Source organism: Mycobacterium europaeum (genome assembly GCF_002102155.1).
Taxonomy (GTDB): Bacteria; Actinomycetota; Actinomycetes; order Mycobacteriales; family Mycobacteriaceae; genus Mycobacterium; species Mycobacterium europaeum.
On record NZ_LQOU01000051.1, the window covers coordinates 270,782 to 288,040 of the forward strand.

The window sequence follows — 17,259 nt, forward strand, 5'->3', positions numbered from 1 at the left end:
CTTCCGCCTTGGGTGCAGTCGAAGGCTCGTGCGACGATCGCAGGGTGACCGCACCATTCGACTGGAACTTCCCCTACGCCTGGCCGCGGACGCCGATCTTGGCGGAAAACGTTGTGTGCACGTCACAACCGCTGGCCGCCCAAGCGGGCCTTCGAATGCTCGCCGACGGTGGCAGCGCGGTCGATGCGGCCATCGCCACCGCCATCGCCCTGACGGTCGTCGAGCCGGTGTCCAACGGCATCGGCTCGGACGCCTTCGCCATCGTCTGGGATGGTCGGCAACTGCACGGGCTGAACGCTTCTGGCCGCTCGCCCGCCGCCTGGACACCGGAATACTTCGGCGGCAGAGCCGTTCCCGCGCTCGGCTGGAACGCGGTGACCGTGCCCGGCGCGGTGTCGGCATGGACCGAACTGCACGCCAAGTTCGGCAAGCTCCCGTTCGACGCACTCTTCGAGCCCGCAATCCGCTACGCCCGCAACGGCTTCCTGGTATCGCCGACCGTCGCGGACCAATGGAAGGCACAGGTACCGCTGTTCGAGAAGCAACCCGGATTCGCAGCGGCGTTCATGCCCGACGGGCGGGCACCGAAACCCGGTGAGCGGTTCCGCTTCTCCGACCAGGGCGCCACGCTCGAGAAGATCGCCGCGACCAATGGGGAGGCGTTCTACCGCGGGGAGCTGGCCGCCCAACTGGAGGCGCACGCAGCGGCCAACGACGGCGCGATGCGGGCCGGCGACCTCGCCGCTCACCGCGCCGACTGGGTGGGCACCATCAGCGGCACCTACCGCGGCTACACCGTGCACGAGATCCCGCCCAACGGCCACGGGATCGTGGCCCTGATCGCCCTGGGTATCCTGGAGCACTTCGACATGGCTTCGCTGGCAGCCGATTCCGCCGACAGCGTGCACCTTCAGATCGAGGCGGTGAAGCTGGCCTTCGCCGACGCGCAGGCCTACGTCGCCGACATCGAGCACATGCCGCTGGACCCACAACGCCTGCTCGACGCCGACTACCTGAGGCAGCGCGCGGCCCTGATCGATCGGGCGCGGGCGAAGCCGGCGTCGGCGGGCACGCCGAGCGGGGGAACCGTGTACCTGACCGCCGCCGACGCCGCAGGGATGATGGTGTCGATGATCCAGTCGAACTACATGGGGTTCGGATCGGGCGTCGTGGTGCCCGGCACCGGCATATCACTGCAGAACCGCGGCACGAATTTCGTTGCGGCCGAAGGACACCCGAACCGGGTGGGGCCCGCCAAGCGCCCCTACCACACCATCATCCCCGGCTTCGTCACCAAAGACGGCGCCCCGGTGATGAGCTTCGGCGTGATGGGCGGAACGATGCAACCTCAGGGCCACACCCAGGTGATGGTGCGCATCGCCGACCACGGGCAGAACCCCCAGGCCGCTTGTGACGGCCCGCGCTTCCGCTGGGTGCAGGGCCTGCAGGTCGCCTGCGAGAAAGGCTTCCCACCCGCGACGCTCGACGAGCTTCGCCGCCGCGGGCACGACCTGGTTGCGGTGGACGACTACAACCAGTTCGGCAGCTGCCAGGCGATCTGGCGGCTCGATGCCGGCTACTGTGCGGCGAGCGATCCGCGTCGCGACGGCCAGGCCGCGGGGTGCTAAACGCTGATCTTGCCCTCGGCGGCCAGGAGCGCGATGTCACCGCGAAAGTGGCCGCCGGGCAATCGGATCGACCTCATCAGGTCATACGCCTGTGCCCGGGCCGCGGCGAGGTCGGCGCCGGTGCCCACCACCGAGAGCACCCGGCCGCCCGATGACACCACCTCGCCGTCCTCGCGCCGCGCCGTACCGGCGTGCAACACCCCCTCGGCTTCCGAGCCGGCGATCACGTCCCCGACCCGGGGGCGGCCGGGATAATTCTCCGCGGCCAACACCACCGTGACGGCCGCGCCCGCGCGCCAACGCAGGTCTTCGAAGTCGGCGAGCCTGCCGGTACCCGCCGCGTGCAGCAGCTGCCCGAGCGGCGATTCCAGCAGGGCCAGCACCGCCTGGGTCTCCGGATCGCCGAACCGGCAGTTGAATTCGACGACGGCCGGCCCGTCGGGGGTGATCGCCAGTCCGACGTACAACAAGCCGCAGAACGGGCTGCCCCGCCGAACCATCTCGGCCGCAACGGGTTCGACGATGTTGCCGACGATGTCCCGGTACACGTCGTCGGGAAGCCAGGGAACCGGCGCGTAGGCACCCATGCCCCCGGTGTTGGGCCCGGTGTCGCCCTCGCCGACTCGTTTGAAGTCCTGCGCGGGCAACAACGGCACCACGGTCTCGCCGTCGACCACGCAGAACAGTGATACCTCGGGACCGTCCAGGTACGACTCCAGCAGCACCGGGTGGCCCGCCTCGAGCAGTGCGGCGGCATGCGCGCGGGCGACGCCGCGATCCGCGGTCACCACCACGCCCTTGCCGGCGGCCAGCCGGTCGTCCTTCACCACCCAGGCCGGGTCGCCCGCCGGAGGCCCGAACCGGTCCAGGGCCGCATCCAAATTGGCGGGATTGTCGACGGTTTCGCTGGCCGCGGTACGCACGCCCGCCGCGGCCATCACCTCCTTGGCGAACGCCTTCGACCCCTCGATCCGGGCGGCATCCTTGCTCGGCCCGAAGCAGACGATGCCGGCGGCGCGCAACGCGTCGGCCACACCCAGCACCAGCGGCACTTCGGGACCGATGACCACCAGGTCCGCCCGGACGTCACGGGCCAGGGCGACGACGTCGTCGCCCGAACTGATGTCGACGTCGTGCTGCTCGGCCACCCGGGCGGTGCCCGCATTGCCGGGAGCGACGAATAGTCCCGTGACCTGCGGGTCTTTCCGAAGCGCCAGCAGCAGCGCATGTTCACGGGCGCCCGAACCGATTACCAGGACTCGCACGACACGTCAGACTAGCCCGGGAAAACGCCGCGCGCCCACGGCACCCGTATTCGGATCAGTCCTTGTCGCCGGAATGCATCTTCAGGGCGGCGTCCACGTTGGCCTTCTTGTCCTCGGCGGCGCCCTTGGCCGCGGCCTTCCTGCGCTTGGCGACGACGGCGTCGACGGCGCCGTTGAGCGCCGAACCCAGCGGGAACCCGAGATAGTGGGTGAGGAAGACGGCCATCTCCTTCAGCTCGGTCTCGGTGAGCTCCCCGTTGAGCAGCGCGGCGTTGATCTGGATCTCGGCCAGGTCGCGGTTCCCGACCGCGGTCACCGCCGTCAGCGTCATGATGCGCTTGTCGCGCATCGACAAACCCGGCCGCGTCCAGATGCTGCCGAACAGGTGGTCGACGGTCAGGTCGAAGTACGCGTCGCCCTCGATGTTGGGCATCTCCCAGCCGTACACCTCGTTCATCTTCTCGAGGCCCTTGCGGCGAATTTCGTCCATCACGCCTCTTTCTCTTTGTGCGGAACCCCGAGGCCGGCCGCCAGCCCCTCGTAGGCCAACCGGGCCAACGGCAGGTCCACCGACACGGCCTCACCCAGCGCCAGCGCCAGACTCAGGTCCTTCTCCCCCAGACCGCGGGTGTGCATGAAGGGCTGGTACAGGAAGTGTTCTGGCGGAAGGTCGTTCATGTCGTCGCGGACCATGATGGCTCCCGGCCCGCCGGTGAGGGCGTCGGTGTGACGCACCACCCGGCCCAGCGCCTGCAGATCCAGTCCCGCCGCCTCGGCCAGTTTCATGGCCTCGCACGCTGCCACATAGGACGTGAAAGTCAACATGTTGCGGGCCAACTTCATTCGGGTGCCGGCACCGGGCTCACCGGCGTGGATGACGACGGCCGCCCAGTGTTTGAACGCCGGCTTGATCCGCTCGTACACCTCGCGATCGGCCCCCACCATGGTGGCGAGCTCACCCTTGGCGGCGGCGGCCGCGCCGCCGCTGACCGGTGCGTCCACGATATGGATGCCCCGTGGTTTCAGATGGCCGGCCAGCTCCGCGGCCGTGGTGTCGCTGATGGTCGAGTGGATCGCGATGACCGTGCCGGGCTTGGCGTGGGCCGCCAATTCGCCGACGACCTCGCGCACCTGGGCGTCGTCCAAGACGGTGACGTGGATGATGTCCGCGGCGGCGACGTCGGCGACGCTGTCTGCCAAGCCGGCGCCCTTCTCGGCCAGGGGGGTCATCGCCTCTGGCCGGATGTCGTAAACCGTTACCCCGCCTGGCCATTCGGTCATCCTCGTGGCCATCGGCGCCCCCATGTTGCCCAGGCCGATGTAGCCGAGCTTCGCGTGCTCAGTCATGACCGGATGATCTGCCCGCCGTCGACGTTGAAAATCTGCCCGGTGATCCACGACGCCTCGTCGGACAGCAAGAACAGGCACATGCCCACCAGGTCCTCGGGAGTTCCCATGCGCGACAGGGGCAAACCCTTGACGATGTCGGCGACCATCTCCTGCGGCGTGGTGGTCCGGTTGGCCTCGGTGTCGATGGGCCCGGGCGCGATCGCGTTGATCCGAATGTTCTGGCCACCCAGCTCGCGGGAGAGCTGTTGGGTCAGCCCGTTGATGCCGACCTTGGCCAGGCCGTAGTAGTTCGAGTACAACCACGCGGCCGTGGACGACTGGTTGACGATCGCCCCGCCGCCGCGCTTGGCCATCTTCTTGTAGACCGCCCGCGTGCACCACAGCGCACCGTCGAGGTTCACGCTCATGAACTTCTTGTAGTACTCGGGGTCGATGGTGAGCAGGAAGTCCAGCTTCATGCCCCCGAAGATCGCCGCGTTGTTGACCAGATAGTCGATGCCGCCGAATTCGGCCAGCGTGCGGTCGGCCATCGCCTTGGCCGACGCCGGGTCGGACACGTCGACCGGAACGGCCAGGGCGGTGCCACCGTCGGCGACGATCTGCTTGGCCACTCCCTCGGCCGCCTCGACCTTGATGTCGGCCACGACGACCGCGGCGCCCTCCCGGGCCAGCGCCTCCGCGTAGGCCTGGCCGATGCCGCCGCCGGAGCCGGTGACGATGGCGACTTTGTTCTCGAATCGCATGCTTCAAACCCCTCTAGTTGACCGCTGTCGCAATCGTCTTGATTTCCAGGTACTCCTCGAAACCGGCCAGGCCCATCTCCCGGCCGTTTCCGGACTGCTTGTAACCGCCGAACGGGGCGTCGGCCGAATACCACACGCCGCCATTGACGTTGATCGTGCCCGCGCGGACCCGCGCGGCGACGCTCGCCGCCCTGTCCGGGTCCGCCCCGAACACCGTGCCCGACAGCCCGTACGGCGAGTCGTTGGCGATGCGCACGGCGTCGTCGTCGCCGTCGTGCGGGATCACCGTCAGGACCGGGCCGAAGATCTCCTCGCGCGCGCAGCGGGCATCGTTGCCAAGGCCGGCGATCACGGTCGGCTCGATGAAGAAGCCGACGTCACGGTCGGCCGGCCGCCCGCCTCCGCACGCGAATGTCCCGCCATCGGCGCGGGCCGAGTCCAGATAGCCCTGAATCCGATCGCGCTGGCGCGCCGAAATCACCGGCCCGCAGATGGTTCCGGGGTCGGTGGGGTCCCCGGCCTTGATGCCCCCCACGGTGGCGGCCGCGATGGCGACGGCCTCGTCGTAGCGTGCCCGCGGTACCACCAGCCGGGTGGTGATCGCGCAGCCCTGCCCGGCATGCATGCAGACCGAGAATCCGGCCACGCCCACGGCACCGCTCAAGTCGGCGTCGTCGAGGACGATGAACGCCGACTTGCCGCCCAGTTCGAGGAAGACCTTTTTGATGGTCGCCGCGCCGTCGGCCATCACGCTGCGGCCGGTGGCCGTCGACCCGGTGAACGAAATCATGTCCACTCGTGGATCTTTGGCCAACAGCGCACCCACGCTGTGATCGCTGGAGGTGACGATGTTGACGACGCCGGGCGGAAAATCGGTGTGCTCGGCGATGAGTTCCCCCAGCACGGCGGCACACCAGGGGGTGTCGGGGGCGGGCTTGAGGACGACGGTGTTACCGGCGGCCAGTGCGGGCCCGATCTTGGCGAGGTTGATCTGGTGGGGGAAGTTCCACGGCGTGATGGCGCCGACGACGCCCACGGCCTCACGGGCGATGGTGCGGCGGGTGGGGATCCCCATCGGTGACGCCAGGCCGAGATCCTGGCTGTAAACGTAGGATTCGGCGGTGTCCGCCGCGAACGCCAGATCGCTGACCGGGATTTCGAGCTGGGCGATGCTGGTGAGCATCCGGGGCGCACCGACTTCGGCGATGGTCAGGTCGCGAAGCTCTTCGAGGTGCTGCTGCATCGCCTGCTGCAGCTGGCGCACGCATCGCACCCGCAGCTCGGTGTTGCGTGACCAGTCCGTCTCGTCGAAAGCGCGGCGCGCGGCGTCGATGGCGCGGCCCATGTCGTCGGCGTCGGCGTCGGCCGCGACCCCGAGCACTTCCTCGGTCGCCGGGTTGATCGTCGGGAAGGTGCCGGCGCTGCCGGGCGACATCTTGCCGTCGATGAAGAGTGCGCTCACGCCGTCGGCCAGCAAGGCCATCTCCCGCTCCCGTCTGTGCGGACCAAATCGAATACCCGAATTCCAACGGACATTTCAGTGGACAGTTGTCCGATATTCTCCGGTGGAACCATAGCCGCCGGGCCGTCGGCGGTGCAAGGGCCGATCTCGCCGACTGCGGTATGGACTCGCAAAACACGACATTAACCGGCATGTTTACTGATCGGGCTTGCTTCGGTCCGAGTCAGTCCGATAGCTTGGACATGTGTCCAGCGATGCACTGGTGGCGATCACGTCGCAGGCCGAGCTCCAGACCGGTCGCCCAGCGCGCAACCGCCGCCAGGAGGAGACCTTCCGCAAGGTGCTCGCCGCCGGCATCGAGACGCTGCGCGAGAAGTCTTACGCCGACCTGACGGTGCGCGCGGTGGCGGCCCGCGCGAAAGTCGCCCCGGCCACCGCCTACACCTACTTCTCGTCGAAGAACCACCTGATCGCCGAGGTCTACCTGGACCTGGTACGGCAGGTCCCCTACTTCACCGACGTCAACGACCCGATGCCCAACCGGGTGGAACAGGTGTTGCGGCACCTGGCCCTGGTGGTCGCCGACGAGCCCGAGGTCAGCGCCGCGTGTACGACGGCGTTGCTCAGCGGCGGCGCCGAGCCCGCGGTGGCCGCCGCGCGGGACCGGATCGGCGCGGAGATCCACCGCCGCATCACCTCGGCCATGGGCCCCGACGCCGACCCCACGGCCGTATCCGCGCTGGAGATGTCCTTCTTCGGCGCGCTGGTGCAGGCCGGCAGCGGCGAATTCACCTACCGCGAGATCGCCGATCGGCTGGCCTACGTGGTGCGGCTGATCCTCACCGGCGCGGGCGAGACAAGCCAGGAGAAAAGCACCGAATGACCGTTCACGTTGGCGACCACGAGTTGGTCCTCGATCCCTACGACTACGACTTCCACGAAGATCCGTACCCGTACTACAAGCGGCTGCGCGACGAGGCCCCGCTGTATCGCAACGAGGACCTCAAGTTCTGGGCGCTGTCGCGGCACCAAGACGTGCTGCAGGGGTTCCGCAACAGCACGACGCTGTCCAACAAGTACGGCGTCTCGCTGGATCCGGCATCGCGCGGGCCGCACGCGTCCAAAACCATGTCGTTTCTGGCGATGGACGATCCCGCGCATCTGCGGCTGCGGACCCTGGTGTCAAAAGGATTCACCCCCAGGCGGATTCGCGAGCTCGAGCCGCGCGTGACGGAGATCGCCACGCAGCACCTGGACACCATGCTGGAGCAGGCCAAGGGTGGCACCGTCGACTACGTCGACGAGTTCGCCGGGAAGCTGCCCATGGACGTCATCAGCGAGTTGATGGGCGTCCCCGAGCCGGACCGCGCCCAGGTCCGGGCCTGGGCCGACGGGGTGATGCACCGCGAGGAGGGCGTCACCGACGTGCCGCCGGAGGCTGTCGAGGCCTCCATCAACCTGATCGTCTACTACCAGGGGATGGTGGCCGAACGGCGCAAGCAGCTGACCGACGATCTGACCTCGGCCCTGCTGGAGGCCGAGATCGACGGCGACCGGCTCACCGACGAGGAAGTCCTCGGGTTCATGTTCCTGATGGTGATCGCCGGTAACGAGACCACCACCAAACTCCTTGCCAATGCCGCGTTTTGGGGTCACAGGAATCCCGGCCAACTGACGCCGGTCTACTCGGACCTGTCGCGGGTGCCGCTGTGGGTCGAAGAGACCCTGCGCTACGACACGTCCAGCCAGATCCTCGCCCGCACCGTGTCCGGGGAGCTCACCCTCTACGACACCACGATTCCCGAGGGCGACGTCCTGCTGCTGTTGCCCGGTTCGGGCCACCGCGACGAGCGGGTGTTCGACAACCCCGACGACTTTGTGATCGGTCGCGAAATCGGCCCCAAGCTCTTGAGTTTCGGTAGTGGCGCACACTTCTGCCTGGGCGCACATCTGGCCCGGATGGAAGCCCGGGTGGCGCTCACCGAGTTGTTCAAGCGAATCCGCGGATATGAGGTGGACGAGGCCAACGCCGTCCGCGTCCACTCGAGCAATGTCCGCGGATTCGCTCACCTACCCATGACCGTGGAGGTCCGCTGAATGCCCCGCTTTGACCCCCTGCCCGAACGCCGGCCGGTGATCGTGGCCGGCGCCTCCTCCGGCATCGGAGAGGCCACGGCCATCGAACTCGCGGCGCACGGCTTCCCGGTCGCCCTCGGCGCCCGCCGGGTCGAGAAACTCAACGACATCGTCGGCAAGATCAACGCCGAAGGCGGCGAGGCGGTCGGGTTCCACCTGGACGTCACCGACCCTAATTCGGTGAAATCCTTTGTCGCGCAATCGGTCGACGCGCTCGGCGATATCGAGGTCCTGGTCGCCGGCGCGGGCGACACCTACTTCGGCAAGCTCGCCGAGATCACCACCGACGAGTTCGAGTCGCAGCTGCAGATCCACCTGGTCGGCGCCAACCGGCTGGCCGCCGCGGTGCTGCCCGGCATGCTGGAGCGTCAGCGTGGTGATTTGATCTTCGTCGGCTCCGATGTCGCCCTGCGTCAGCGGCCACACATGGGGGCCTACGGCGCGGCCAAGGCCGCTCTGGTTGCGATGGTCACCAACTTCCAGATGGAGCTCGAGGGCACCGGTGTGCGGGCCTCGATCGTGCATCCCGGCCCGACGAAGACGTCGATGGGCTGGAGCCTGCCGGCCGAGAAGATCGGCCCCGCGCTCGAGGACTGGGCCAAGTGGGGCCAGGCCCGCCACGACTACTTCCTGCGCGCGGCGGATCTGGCGCGCGCCATCACGTTCGTCGCGGAGACCCCGCGCGGTGGCTTCATCGCAAACATGGAGCTTCAGCCCGAAGCGCCGTTGGCCGACAAGAAAGATCGCCAGAAGCTCGCACTCGGCGAAGAGGAAATGCCTTCATGACTTCGCGATACGACGATGCGGCGCACGGTTACGCGCGGCGAGGCGGGGGCACCTCCCGCTCGGCGGGGGAGAGTGAGCACATGACCACAGCGATCGTGCCGCGGGTTTCCGGCGGCGAGGAAGAGCACGGCCACCTGGAGGAGTTCCGCACCGACCCAATCGGTTTGATGCAGCGCGTCCGGGACGAGTGCGGAGATGTCGGCTGGTTCCAGCTGGTCGACAAGCACGTCATCCTGCTGTCGGGGGCGCAGGCCAACGAGTTCTTCTTCCGGTCCGCCGACGAGGATCTGGACCAGGCCGAGGCGTACCCGTTCATGACGCCGATCTTCGGCAAGGGCGTGGTGTTCGACGCCAGCCCCGAGCGTCGCAAGGAGATGCTGCACAACTCGGCGCTGCGGGGCGAACAGATGAAGGGCCACGCCGCCACCATCGAGGGCGAAGTCAAGAAGATGATCGCCAACTGGGGCGACGAGGGCGAGATCGAGCTCCTCGACTTCTTCGCCGAGCTGACCATTTACACCTCGACGGCCTGCCTGATCGGGCTGAAGTTCCGCGAGCAGCTCGACCACCGGTTCGCCGAGTACTACCACATGCTGGAGCGGGGCACCGACCCGTTGTGCTACGTCGATCCCTACCTGCCGATCGAGAGCTTCCGGCTGCGGGACGAGGCGCGTGTCAAGCTCGTCGCGCTGGTGCAGGAGATCATGGACCAGCGGCTGGCCAACCCGCCGAAGGACAAGGCCGATCGCGACATGCTCGACGTGCTGGTCTCGATCAAGGACGAGGACGGCAATCCGCGTTTCTCCGCCGACGAGGTCACCGGGATGTTCATCTCGCTGATGTTCGCCGGGCACCACACCAGCTCCGGGACGTCGGCGTGGACGCTGATCGAGTTGATTCGCCATCCCGATGTCTACGCCGAGGTGCTGGCCGAGCTCGAGGAGCTGTACGCCGACGGTCAGGAGGTGAGTTTCCATGCGCTGCGGTCGATTCCGAAGCTGGACAACGTGGTCAAGGAGACGCTGCGGCTGCACCCCCCGCTGATCATCTTGATGCGGGTCGCCAAGGGCGAGTTCGAGGTCGAGGGCTTCCCGATTCACGCCGGCGACTTCGTCGCGGCCTCCCCGGCGATCTCGAATCGGATTCCCGAGGACTTCCCCGACCCGGATGCCTTCAAGCCGGATCGCTACAACAAGCCCGAGCAGGCCGACATCGTCAACCGGTGGACCTGGATTCCGTTCGGCGCGGGACGGCATCGCTGCGTCGGCGCTGCGTTCGCCCAGATGCAGATCAAGGCCATCTTCTCGGTTTTATTGCGCGAGTACGACTTCGAAATGGCCCAGCCGGCAGACAGCTATCACAACGACCACTCCAAGATGGTCGTCCAGCTCGCGCGGCCGGCGCGGGTGCGCTACCGCAAGCGGAAGGCCGGATAGGCCATGGGGTTTCGAATCGAAGTGGATCTGGATTTGTGCCAGGGCCACGCCATGTGCGAACTGGAGGCGCCCGACTACTTCCGGGTGCCCAAGCGGGGCAAGGTCGAGATCCTCGACCCCGAACCGTCCGGAGACGCCCGCGACGAAGTCGAGCGCGCGGTCGATGTGTGCCCAACGCATGCACTGTTCATCAAAGAGAAAGAAGACCAATGATGGCGTCACGGGAAGAACTCGAGGCATGGGTCGACCGCTGGCTGCAGGCCAACAGGGACTGCGAGAAGGCCGGTGACTGGCGGCCGTTGGCCGACTTCTACGCCCCCGACGCCACCTACGGCTGGAACATCGGCCCCAAGGAAGACGTGATGTGCGTCGGCGTCGACGAAATCCGCGACATCGCGCTCGGGCTGGAGATGGAGGGCCTGGAGAACTGGGTGTACGAGTACCAGAAGGTGCTCATCGACGAGAAGCAGGGCGAGATCGTCGGCTTCTGGAAGCAGATCGTCAACAAGTCCGACGGCACCCAGGATGAGATCTACGGCATCGGCGGCAGCTGGTTCCGCCTCAACGCCGACAACCTCATCGAGTGGCAACGGGACTTCTTCGACTTCGGTCACGTCGCGAAGATGTTCGCGAACCTCATCGAGTCGGGCGACCTGAGTGCCGGCATGCAGAAGCGGATCGAGCGCAGCATCGCCGGCGAGAAGCTACCCGGCTACTACCCGCTCGGCCAGGCACCGGTGCCGATTTGGTAGCGGCGCCCGAGGGCCGGGGACCAACCAAGCATTTGATTCGTTCCACGCGCTATGCTGACGCGACAAGGGTGCCTGTGGCGCCCGTCACCAAGTTGTCCGGCGTGAAGGGGCCGGGCAGCTCTGATCGATTCAAAGGCGAAATGGGGTCAGGACCATCGTGAAGACAAAAGGCGCACTGATCTGGGAGTTCAACCAGCCGTGGTCCATCGAGGAAATCGAGATCGGCGACCCGCAAGCACACGAGGTCAAGATCCAGATGGAAGCGGCGGGCATGTGCCACTCCGATCATCACCTCGTCACCGGCGGAATCCCGATGGCAGGATTCCCGGTGCTCGGCGGGCATGAGGGCGCCGGCATCGTCACCGAGGTCGGTCCGGGCGTCGAGGACATCGCCCCGGGCGATCACGTGGTGCTGTCCTTCATTCCGTCCTGCGGGCAGTGCCCGACGTGTCAGGCCGGCATGCGCAACCTGTGCGACCTGGGGGCCGGCCTGCTCGGCGGTGCCGCGGTCTCCGACGGCACGTTCCGCATCCAGGCCCGCGGACAGAACGTCTTCCCCATGACGCTGCTGGGCACCTTCTCGCCGTACATGGTGGTGCACCGCAGCTCGGTGGTGAAGATCGATCCGTCGGTCCCGTTCGAGGTAGCCGCCCTGGTCGGCTGCGGCGTGACCACCGGCTACGGCTCGGCGGTCCGCACCGCCGACATCCGGCCGGGCCAGGACGTCGCCATCGTCGGCGTCGGCGGGGTCGGAATGGCAGCGCTGCAGGGCGCCGTCACCGCCGGCGCGCGCTACATCTTCGCGATCGACCCGGTCGAATGGAAGCGGGATCAGGCGCTGAAATTCGGTGCCACCCACGTCTACCCGGACATCGACGCGGCGCTGATGGGCATCATGGAGGTCACCTACGGCCTGATGGCGCACAAGGTCGTGGTCACGGTCGGCGAACTGCACGGCGCCGACGTCGACAACTACCTCAACATCACCCAAAAGGGCGGCACCTGCGTGCTGACCGCCATCGGTAGCCTGCTGGACACCAACGTCAATCTCAACCTGGCGATGCTCACCCTGATGCAGAAGAACCTGCAGGGCACCATCTTCGGCGGCGGCAACCCGCAGTACGACATCCCGCAGCTGCTGTCGATGTACAAGGCCGGCAAGCTGAACCTGGACGACATGGTCACCACCCAGTACCGCCTGGAGCAGATCAACGAGGGCTACCAGGACATGCTGGACGGCAAGAACATTCGCGGCGTCATCCGGTACACGGACGCCGACCGGTAAGCCACCCGCTGGGTCCCGAATGACGGGGTTCGGGCACCTGCTGGCGCCGGGACGGATCGGCGCCATGAGGGTGCGCAACCGCGTGGTCATGTCTCCGATGGAGACGATGTACGGCACGCCGGACGGCCTGCCGTCGCAACGCACCCGCGACTACTTCGCCGCACGCGCCAGGGGCGGTGTCGGCCTGATCACGCTCGGCGCCACCGGGATCGACCACCACCACCCCGAGACGCCCGGGGGCCTGCACCTGGCCAACGACGAGGCCGTCGACGCGCATCGGGCACTGGTGGACGTGGTCCACCAGCACGGCGCCAAGATCCAGCCCCAACTCGTGCACGCGGGGCCCGACGGCCTGGGGCCCGAGATGTTCGGTGTCCCGTCGCTGGGTCCGTCGGTGATCCCGTCCTACCTCACCGGGCGCCCGTCGGTCGAGATCAGCAAGCAGCAGTTGTGCGAGGTGTTCGACTTGTTCAGGACCGCGGCGCGGCGTGCGGTCGAGGCCGGGTACGACGGCATCGAGTTGCACGCCGCGCACGGTTACATGCTGCTGGGCTCGTTCCTTGCCCCGCAACGCAATCGCCGCACCGACGACTATCGCGGCGATTCGGCGCGGGGGCGGGCGCGAGTGGTGCTCGACGCGCTCGCCGCGATCCGCTCCGAGATCGGCGACACCCTGCCGATCACGCTGCGCATCTCCGGTTACGAACGGGTCGCCGGTGGACGGCCCATTTTCGAGACCGCCCAGCTGGCACCGGAATTCGTGGCCGCGGGCGTCGACGCGTTCCACGTCAGCGGCGGGGTGATCGATCGGCTGGTGACCGGGATGGTCAACGGCGCCGACGACGGCGACGAGCTCAACGTCGGCGCCGCGGCGGCGATCAAGCAGGTGGTCGACGTGCCGGTGATCGTCGTCGGCCGCATCCACGACCCGGTGAGGGCCGAGCGCATCCTGGCCGACGGGCGGGCCGACTTCATCGCGATGGGGCGCCCCCTGCTGGCCGACCCCGAACTGCCGAGCAAGCTCCGCAACGGTCAGGTGCGCCGGATCCGCCGGTGCATCTCCTGTGAGAACTGCATCGACGCAATGGAACAGCGTTTCTCCGTCGACTGCGCCGTCAATCCCCGCACCGGCAAAGAGCGCGAACTGTCCGCGGCTCCCGCCGCACGGGCCAAGCGCGTGGTGGTGATCGGTGGCGGACCCGCGGGGCTGGAGGCCGCCCGGGTAGCCGCCGAACGCGGCCACCGCGTGACCCTGTTCGAGCGCAGCGCCGCACTGGGCGGGGCCCTGCGCTGGGCATCCGTCCTGCACCCGGAGAATGAACCGTTCCTGCACTACCTGCGCGACGAGATCAACCGAAGTGGCACGGACGTCGTTCTCGGACAGGATGTTTCGGCCCAAGACATCGTCCAATCCGCACCGGACGCGGTAGTGGTCGCCACCGGCGGCCGGGTCGCCGTGCCGCGGTTCCCCGGCTCCGACCTATCGCACGTGCACACCGGGCCCGGGCTACGCGAATTGCTCGGCGGGCGAGCCGAATCCGGCGGCCAGGCCTGGCAGCGCCTGGGGGCGGCCGCGCTGGGCGGCTGGCGGCAGCGGCTGGTGCGGCCCACCGCGATCCGGCTGGCCAGCCGCGCCTGGATGCCGCTGGGGCGCCGAGTTGTCATCGTCGGCGGCGACCTGGTCGCCCTGGAGCTGGCCGAATTCCTGGCGAACCGGGGCCGGCTGGTGTCGGTACTCGAATCGGGCAAGAACCTCGCGCCCGAGGTGGGCAACAAACGCAAGACCGAGCACATGGACCGACTCGACCGGTTGGGCGTCACTGTGCACGTCCGGGCGAGCGTGCAGCGGATCACCACCGAGGCGGTGCTGTTCACCCCCGCCGGTGGCACCGTACGAGAGTTGCCGGCCGACAACGTCGTGCTGGCCGGCGCGGTCGAACCCGACACCACGTTGTTCGACGCGCTGGTCGCCGCCCTGCCCGACGCGCAGGTGCATGCCGCCGGCGACTGCACAGGACTGGGGCTGATCCGCAAGGCCACCGAGGAAGGCGCGCGCGCCGCGTGCGCAATCTAGTGACAGGAGAACGCAAATGACCCAAACCGAAGAATCGCAGGTGACGCCGGCGCTGGCCGCCTCGCGGGCCTCGTGGCGGTGCGTGCAAGCGCACGACCGGGAGGGCTGGCTGGCCCTGATGGCCGACGACGTCGTCATCGAGGACCCGATCGGCAAATCCGTGACCAACCCTGATGGCACCGGGGTCCGCGGCAAGGAGGCCGTCGGCGCGTTCTTCGACACCAACATCGCGGCCAATCAGCTGTCCATCACCTGCGAGGAGACCTTCCCGTCGAGTTCGCCGCGTGAGATCGCCCACATCCTGGTGCTCAACAGCAAGTTCGAGGGCGGCTTCACCAGCTCGGTCCGCGGCGTGTTCACCTACGCGGTCGACGATGCCGGGCTCATCACCAACATGCGCGGGTACTGGAACCTCGACCTCATGCAGTTCGGCAAGGAGGAGTGAGGGGCCCGCTGCCCGAGGCTCGTCGGGCAGCCGCCCCTATGCTGGGGCCATGGCGTCGATCTTCACCAAGATCATCAACCGTGAACTTCCCGGCCGCTTCGTCTACGAGGACGACGACATCGTCGCGTTCTTGACGATCGAGCCCATGACCCAGGGACACACCCTGGTCGTGCCGCGGGCCGAAATCGATCAGTGGCAGGACATCGACGGCGCGACGTTCGCCCGGATCATGGCGGTGAGTCAGCTCATCGGTAAGGCCGTGTGCAAGGCCTTCAAGACCGAGCGTGCGGGGGTGATCATCGCCGGCCTGGAGGTGCCCCACCTGCACGTGCACGTGTTTCCCACCCGCCGCCTCAGCGACTTCGGCTTCGCCAACGTCGACCGCAACCCGTCACCGGAATCACTGGACGAGGCGCAGGCCAAGATCAAGGCGGCCCTGGCTCAGTTGACGTGAACCGGCTCCTGCGCCGGCACCTCGCTGAAGCGCGGCAGCGTGACGCGGAAACAGCAGCCCTCGCCGGGTGCGGTCGTCACCGTGACGGCGCCGCCGTGCGCCCGCGCCAGCGAGTCGACGATTGACAGCCCCAACCCCGTACCGCCGCTGGCGCGCGCCCGCGACGAGTCGGTGCGATAGAACCGTTCGAACACCCGCGACGCGTCCTGCTCGGTCATGCCGGGTCCCTTGTCGGCCACCTCGAGCACCGCGTCGTCGCCGGCGGTGCCGACCCGCAAGGTGACGTCGGCGTTGGTCGGGGTGTGCTGCAAGGCATTGGCGATGAGGTTGCTCAGCACCTGCCGGATCCGCGGTTCGTCACCGAGCACCTCCGGGGTGCCCGGGCCGTCCAACACCTCCATGGCGATGTTGCGTTTGGGATCCATCGCCTGCGCGTCGTGCACGGCGTCGCTGGCCAGCGCCAGCAGGTCGATCCGGTTGTGTTCGAGCGGCCGTTGCACATCGAGGCGGGCCAACAACAGCAGGTCGTCGACCAGCAGCCCCATCCGGCTGGCTTCGCTCTCGATGCGCGACAACAGCATGGACACGTCGCGCGCGGCGCCCTGGCGATACAGCTCCGCGAAGCCCCGGATGGTCGTCAGCGGGGTGCGCAGCTCGTGGCTGGCGTCGGTGATGAACCGCCGCATCCGCTCCTCGGAACCGCGCGCCTTCTCCGCTGATGACTCCGAGGACGCCAGGGCTTCCTGGATCTGTGCGAGCATTCCGTTGAGGGCGAGCGACAGCCGGCCCACCTCGGTGCGCGGATCACGTTGCGGGACACGGCGATCCAGCTGGCCGGCAGCGATCGCCGCCGCGGTCTGTTCGACCTCGGACAGCGGCCGCAGGCTGCGCTGGACCACCGCGAAGCCGGCGATGCCGACCACGACGAGCACCGCCACCCCGATGCCGATCTGCAACCACACCAGGGAGCTGACCGTGTGCTGGACGTCGGACAGGTCGATCGCGACGGTCGTCAGGCCGTGCGGGCCGCGCACGGACACCGCGCGCCACTGGATGTCCGACCCGTTGACCGACGGCAACGTCGTCGGGTTCGGGCCCACGTCGTTGTTCGGCGGCAACGCCGGTTCGGAGTTGCGGTCGTTGATGGCGGTGAACGGGGTGCCGCTGCTGCTGATTCCGCGCACGTAGAACTTGGACGGCGGGCGGCCCGGATCGGGGCCCTCGTAGGGAGGCGGCGACTGCTTGCGCGGGGCCTGCGCCCAGCCGCGCGACGCGTCGAGCAGCGTCTGATCGATCCGGGAGACCAGGCTGTGCCGCAGGATCGACGTGACCGCGACGCCCGACACGGCCAGGCCGCACGCCACCAGCACCAGCGTGGCGGCGACCAGCCCCACCCGGAGCGGCAATCCACGTCGATACTGCTTGGCCATCGGGGGCGACGCT

The 17,259-nt window shown here is 67.9% G+C and carries 17 protein-coding genes; 11 read left to right on the plus strand and 6 right to left on the minus strand.

What is annotated here, in order from left to right:
• Positions 1-44 precede the first annotated feature (44 nt).
• Positions 45-1,628: a gamma-glutamyltransferase family protein gene (locus AWC03_RS23225; RefSeq protein WP_085243032.1), complete on the plus strand. Its 1,584-nt coding sequence runs from the start codon at positions 45-47 to the stop codon at positions 1,626-1,628.
• Here the strand turns inward: AWC03_RS23225 and purD are convergent.
• The 5 genes from purD to AWC03_RS23250 are packed head-to-tail and all read right to left on the minus strand — an operon-like array spanning position 1,625 to position 6,469.
• Positions 1,625-2,893: a phosphoribosylamine--glycine ligase gene (gene purD, locus AWC03_RS23230; RefSeq protein WP_085243033.1), complete on the minus strand. Its 1,269-nt coding sequence runs from the start codon at positions 2,891-2,893 to the stop codon at positions 1,625-1,627. The genes AWC03_RS23225 and purD overlap by 4 nt on opposite strands.
• Positions 2,894-2,948: 55 nt before the next feature.
• Positions 2,949-3,383 carry a carboxymuconolactone decarboxylase family protein gene (locus tag AWC03_RS23235; protein WP_085243034.1) on the minus strand — a complete coding sequence of 145 codons (435 nt, stop codon included), beginning with the start codon at positions 3,381-3,383 and terminating at the stop codon, positions 2,949-2,951.
• A complete protein-coding gene (locus AWC03_RS23240; protein WP_085243035.1) occupies positions 3,383-4,240 on the minus strand; it encodes an NAD(P)-dependent oxidoreductase in 858 nt (285 codons plus the stop codon). Before AWC03_RS23240 ends, AWC03_RS23235 begins: the two co-directional genes overlap by 1 nt.
• Complete coding sequence (locus AWC03_RS23245; RefSeq protein ID WP_085243036.1) at positions 4,237-4,986, minus strand: SDR family oxidoreductase; 750 nt, start codon at positions 4,984-4,986, stop codon at positions 4,237-4,239. The genes AWC03_RS23240 and AWC03_RS23245 overlap by 4 nt, the downstream gene beginning before the upstream one ends.
• Before the next feature lie 13 nt (positions 4,987-4,999).
• Complete coding sequence (locus AWC03_RS23250; protein ID WP_085243037.1) at positions 5,000-6,469, minus strand: aldehyde dehydrogenase; 1,470 nt, start codon at positions 6,467-6,469, stop codon at positions 5,000-5,002.
• Between the two features lie 223 nt (positions 6,470-6,692).
• Here AWC03_RS23250 and AWC03_RS23255 point away from each other — a divergent pair, with 223 nt between their 5' ends.
• The 10 genes from AWC03_RS23255 (at position 6,693) to AWC03_RS23300 (ending at position 15,816) form a co-directional block, all read left to right on the plus strand.
• A complete protein-coding gene (locus AWC03_RS23255) occupies positions 6,693-7,331 on the plus strand; it encodes a TetR/AcrR family transcriptional regulator (RefSeq protein WP_085243038.1) in 639 nt (212 codons plus the stop codon).
• On the plus strand, positions 7,328-8,545 hold the full coding sequence (locus tag AWC03_RS23260; protein ID WP_085243039.1) for a cytochrome P450: 1,218 nt from the start codon (positions 7,328-7,330) through the stop codon (positions 8,543-8,545). Before AWC03_RS23255 ends, AWC03_RS23260 begins: the two co-directional genes overlap by 4 nt.
• On the plus strand, positions 8,546-9,370 hold the full coding sequence (locus tag AWC03_RS23265) for an SDR family oxidoreductase (protein WP_085243040.1): 825 nt from the start codon (positions 8,546-8,548) through the stop codon (positions 9,368-9,370).
• A gap of 80 nt (positions 9,371-9,450) precedes the next feature.
• Positions 9,451-10,806 carry a cytochrome P450 gene (locus AWC03_RS23270; protein WP_085243041.1) on the plus strand — a complete coding sequence of 452 codons (1,356 nt, stop codon included), beginning with the start codon at positions 9,451-9,453 and terminating at the stop codon, positions 10,804-10,806.
• A 3-nt stretch (positions 10,807-10,809) separates the two neighbouring features.
• Positions 10,810-11,019, plus strand: coding sequence for a ferredoxin (locus AWC03_RS23275; protein ID WP_085243042.1), 210 nt, complete (start codon positions 10,810-10,812; stop codon positions 11,017-11,019).
• Positions 11,019-11,558: a nuclear transport factor 2-like protein gene (locus AWC03_RS23280; RefSeq protein WP_085243043.1), complete on the plus strand. Its 540-nt coding sequence runs from the start codon at positions 11,019-11,021 to the stop codon at positions 11,556-11,558. Before AWC03_RS23275 ends, AWC03_RS23280 begins: the two co-directional genes overlap by 1 nt.
• 157 nt (positions 11,559-11,715) lie before the next feature.
• Positions 11,716-12,843, plus strand: coding sequence for an NDMA-dependent alcohol dehydrogenase (locus AWC03_RS23285; protein ID WP_085243044.1), 1,128 nt, complete (start codon positions 11,716-11,718; stop codon positions 12,841-12,843).
• Positions 12,844-12,862: 19 nt separating this feature from the next.
• Positions 12,863-14,917, plus strand: coding sequence for an oxidoreductase (locus AWC03_RS23290; RefSeq protein WP_085243045.1), 2,055 nt, complete (start codon positions 12,863-12,865; stop codon positions 14,915-14,917).
• A gap of 16 nt (positions 14,918-14,933) precedes the next feature.
• Complete coding sequence (locus tag AWC03_RS23295; protein WP_085243046.1) at positions 14,934-15,362, plus strand: ketosteroid isomerase family protein; 429 nt, start codon at positions 14,934-14,936, stop codon at positions 15,360-15,362.
• A gap of 49 nt (positions 15,363-15,411) precedes the next feature.
• Positions 15,412-15,816 carry an HIT family protein gene (locus AWC03_RS23300; protein WP_085243047.1) on the plus strand — a complete coding sequence of 135 codons (405 nt, stop codon included), beginning with the start codon at positions 15,412-15,414 and terminating at the stop codon, positions 15,814-15,816.
• On the opposite strand, the gene AWC03_RS23305 is transcribed toward AWC03_RS23300, so the two are convergent.
• A complete protein-coding gene (locus AWC03_RS23305; RefSeq protein ID WP_085243048.1) occupies positions 15,804-17,246 on the minus strand; it encodes a sensor histidine kinase in 1,443 nt (480 codons plus the stop codon). The two genes, AWC03_RS23300 and AWC03_RS23305, sit on opposite strands and share 13 nt — an antisense overlap.
• Between the last annotated feature and the right edge of the window lie 13 nt (positions 17,247-17,259).

Excerpts from the sequence above, each read along its gene's own strand:
- AWC03_RS23300 (WP_085243047.1), top strand. The coding sequence starts at position 15,412 with ATGGCGTCGATCTTCACCAAGATCATCAACCGTGAACTTCCCGGCCGC.
- AWC03_RS23250 (WP_085243037.1), bottom strand. The coding sequence starts at position 6,469 with ATGGCCTTGCTGGCCGACGGCGTGAGCGCACTCTTCATCGACGGCAAG.
- AWC03_RS23265 (WP_085243040.1), top strand. The coding sequence starts at position 8,546 with ATGCCCCGCTTTGACCCCCTGCCCGAACGCCGGCCGGTGATCGTGGCC.
- AWC03_RS23290 (WP_085243045.1), top strand. The coding sequence starts at position 12,863 with ATGACGGGGTTCGGGCACCTGCTGGCGCCGGGACGGATCGGCGCCATG.
- AWC03_RS23260 (WP_085243039.1), top strand. The coding sequence starts at position 7,328 with ATGACCGTTCACGTTGGCGACCACGAGTTGGTCCTCGATCCCTACGAC.
- AWC03_RS23280 (WP_085243043.1), top strand. The coding sequence starts at position 11,019 with ATGGCGTCACGGGAAGAACTCGAGGCATGGGTCGACCGCTGGCTGCAG.
- AWC03_RS23295 (WP_085243046.1), top strand. The coding sequence starts at position 14,934 with ATGACCCAAACCGAAGAATCGCAGGTGACGCCGGCGCTGGCCGCCTCG.
- AWC03_RS23305 (WP_085243048.1), bottom strand. The coding sequence starts at position 17,246 with ATGGCCAAGCAGTATCGACGTGGATTGCCGCTCCGGGTGGGGCTGGTC.
- AWC03_RS23275 (WP_085243042.1), top strand. The coding sequence starts at position 10,810 with ATGGGGTTTCGAATCGAAGTGGATCTGGATTTGTGCCAGGGCCACGCC.
- AWC03_RS23235 (WP_085243034.1), bottom strand. The coding sequence starts at position 3,383 with ATGGACGAAATTCGCCGCAAGGGCCTCGAGAAGATGAACGAGGTGTAC.
- AWC03_RS23245 (WP_085243036.1), bottom strand. The coding sequence starts at position 4,986 with ATGCGATTCGAGAACAAAGTCGCCATCGTCACCGGCTCCGGCGGCGGC.
- AWC03_RS23240 (WP_085243035.1), bottom strand. The coding sequence starts at position 4,240 with ATGACTGAGCACGCGAAGCTCGGCTACATCGGCCTGGGCAACATGGGG.
- AWC03_RS23270 (WP_085243041.1), top strand. The coding sequence starts at position 9,451 with ATGACCACAGCGATCGTGCCGCGGGTTTCCGGCGGCGAGGAAGAGCAC.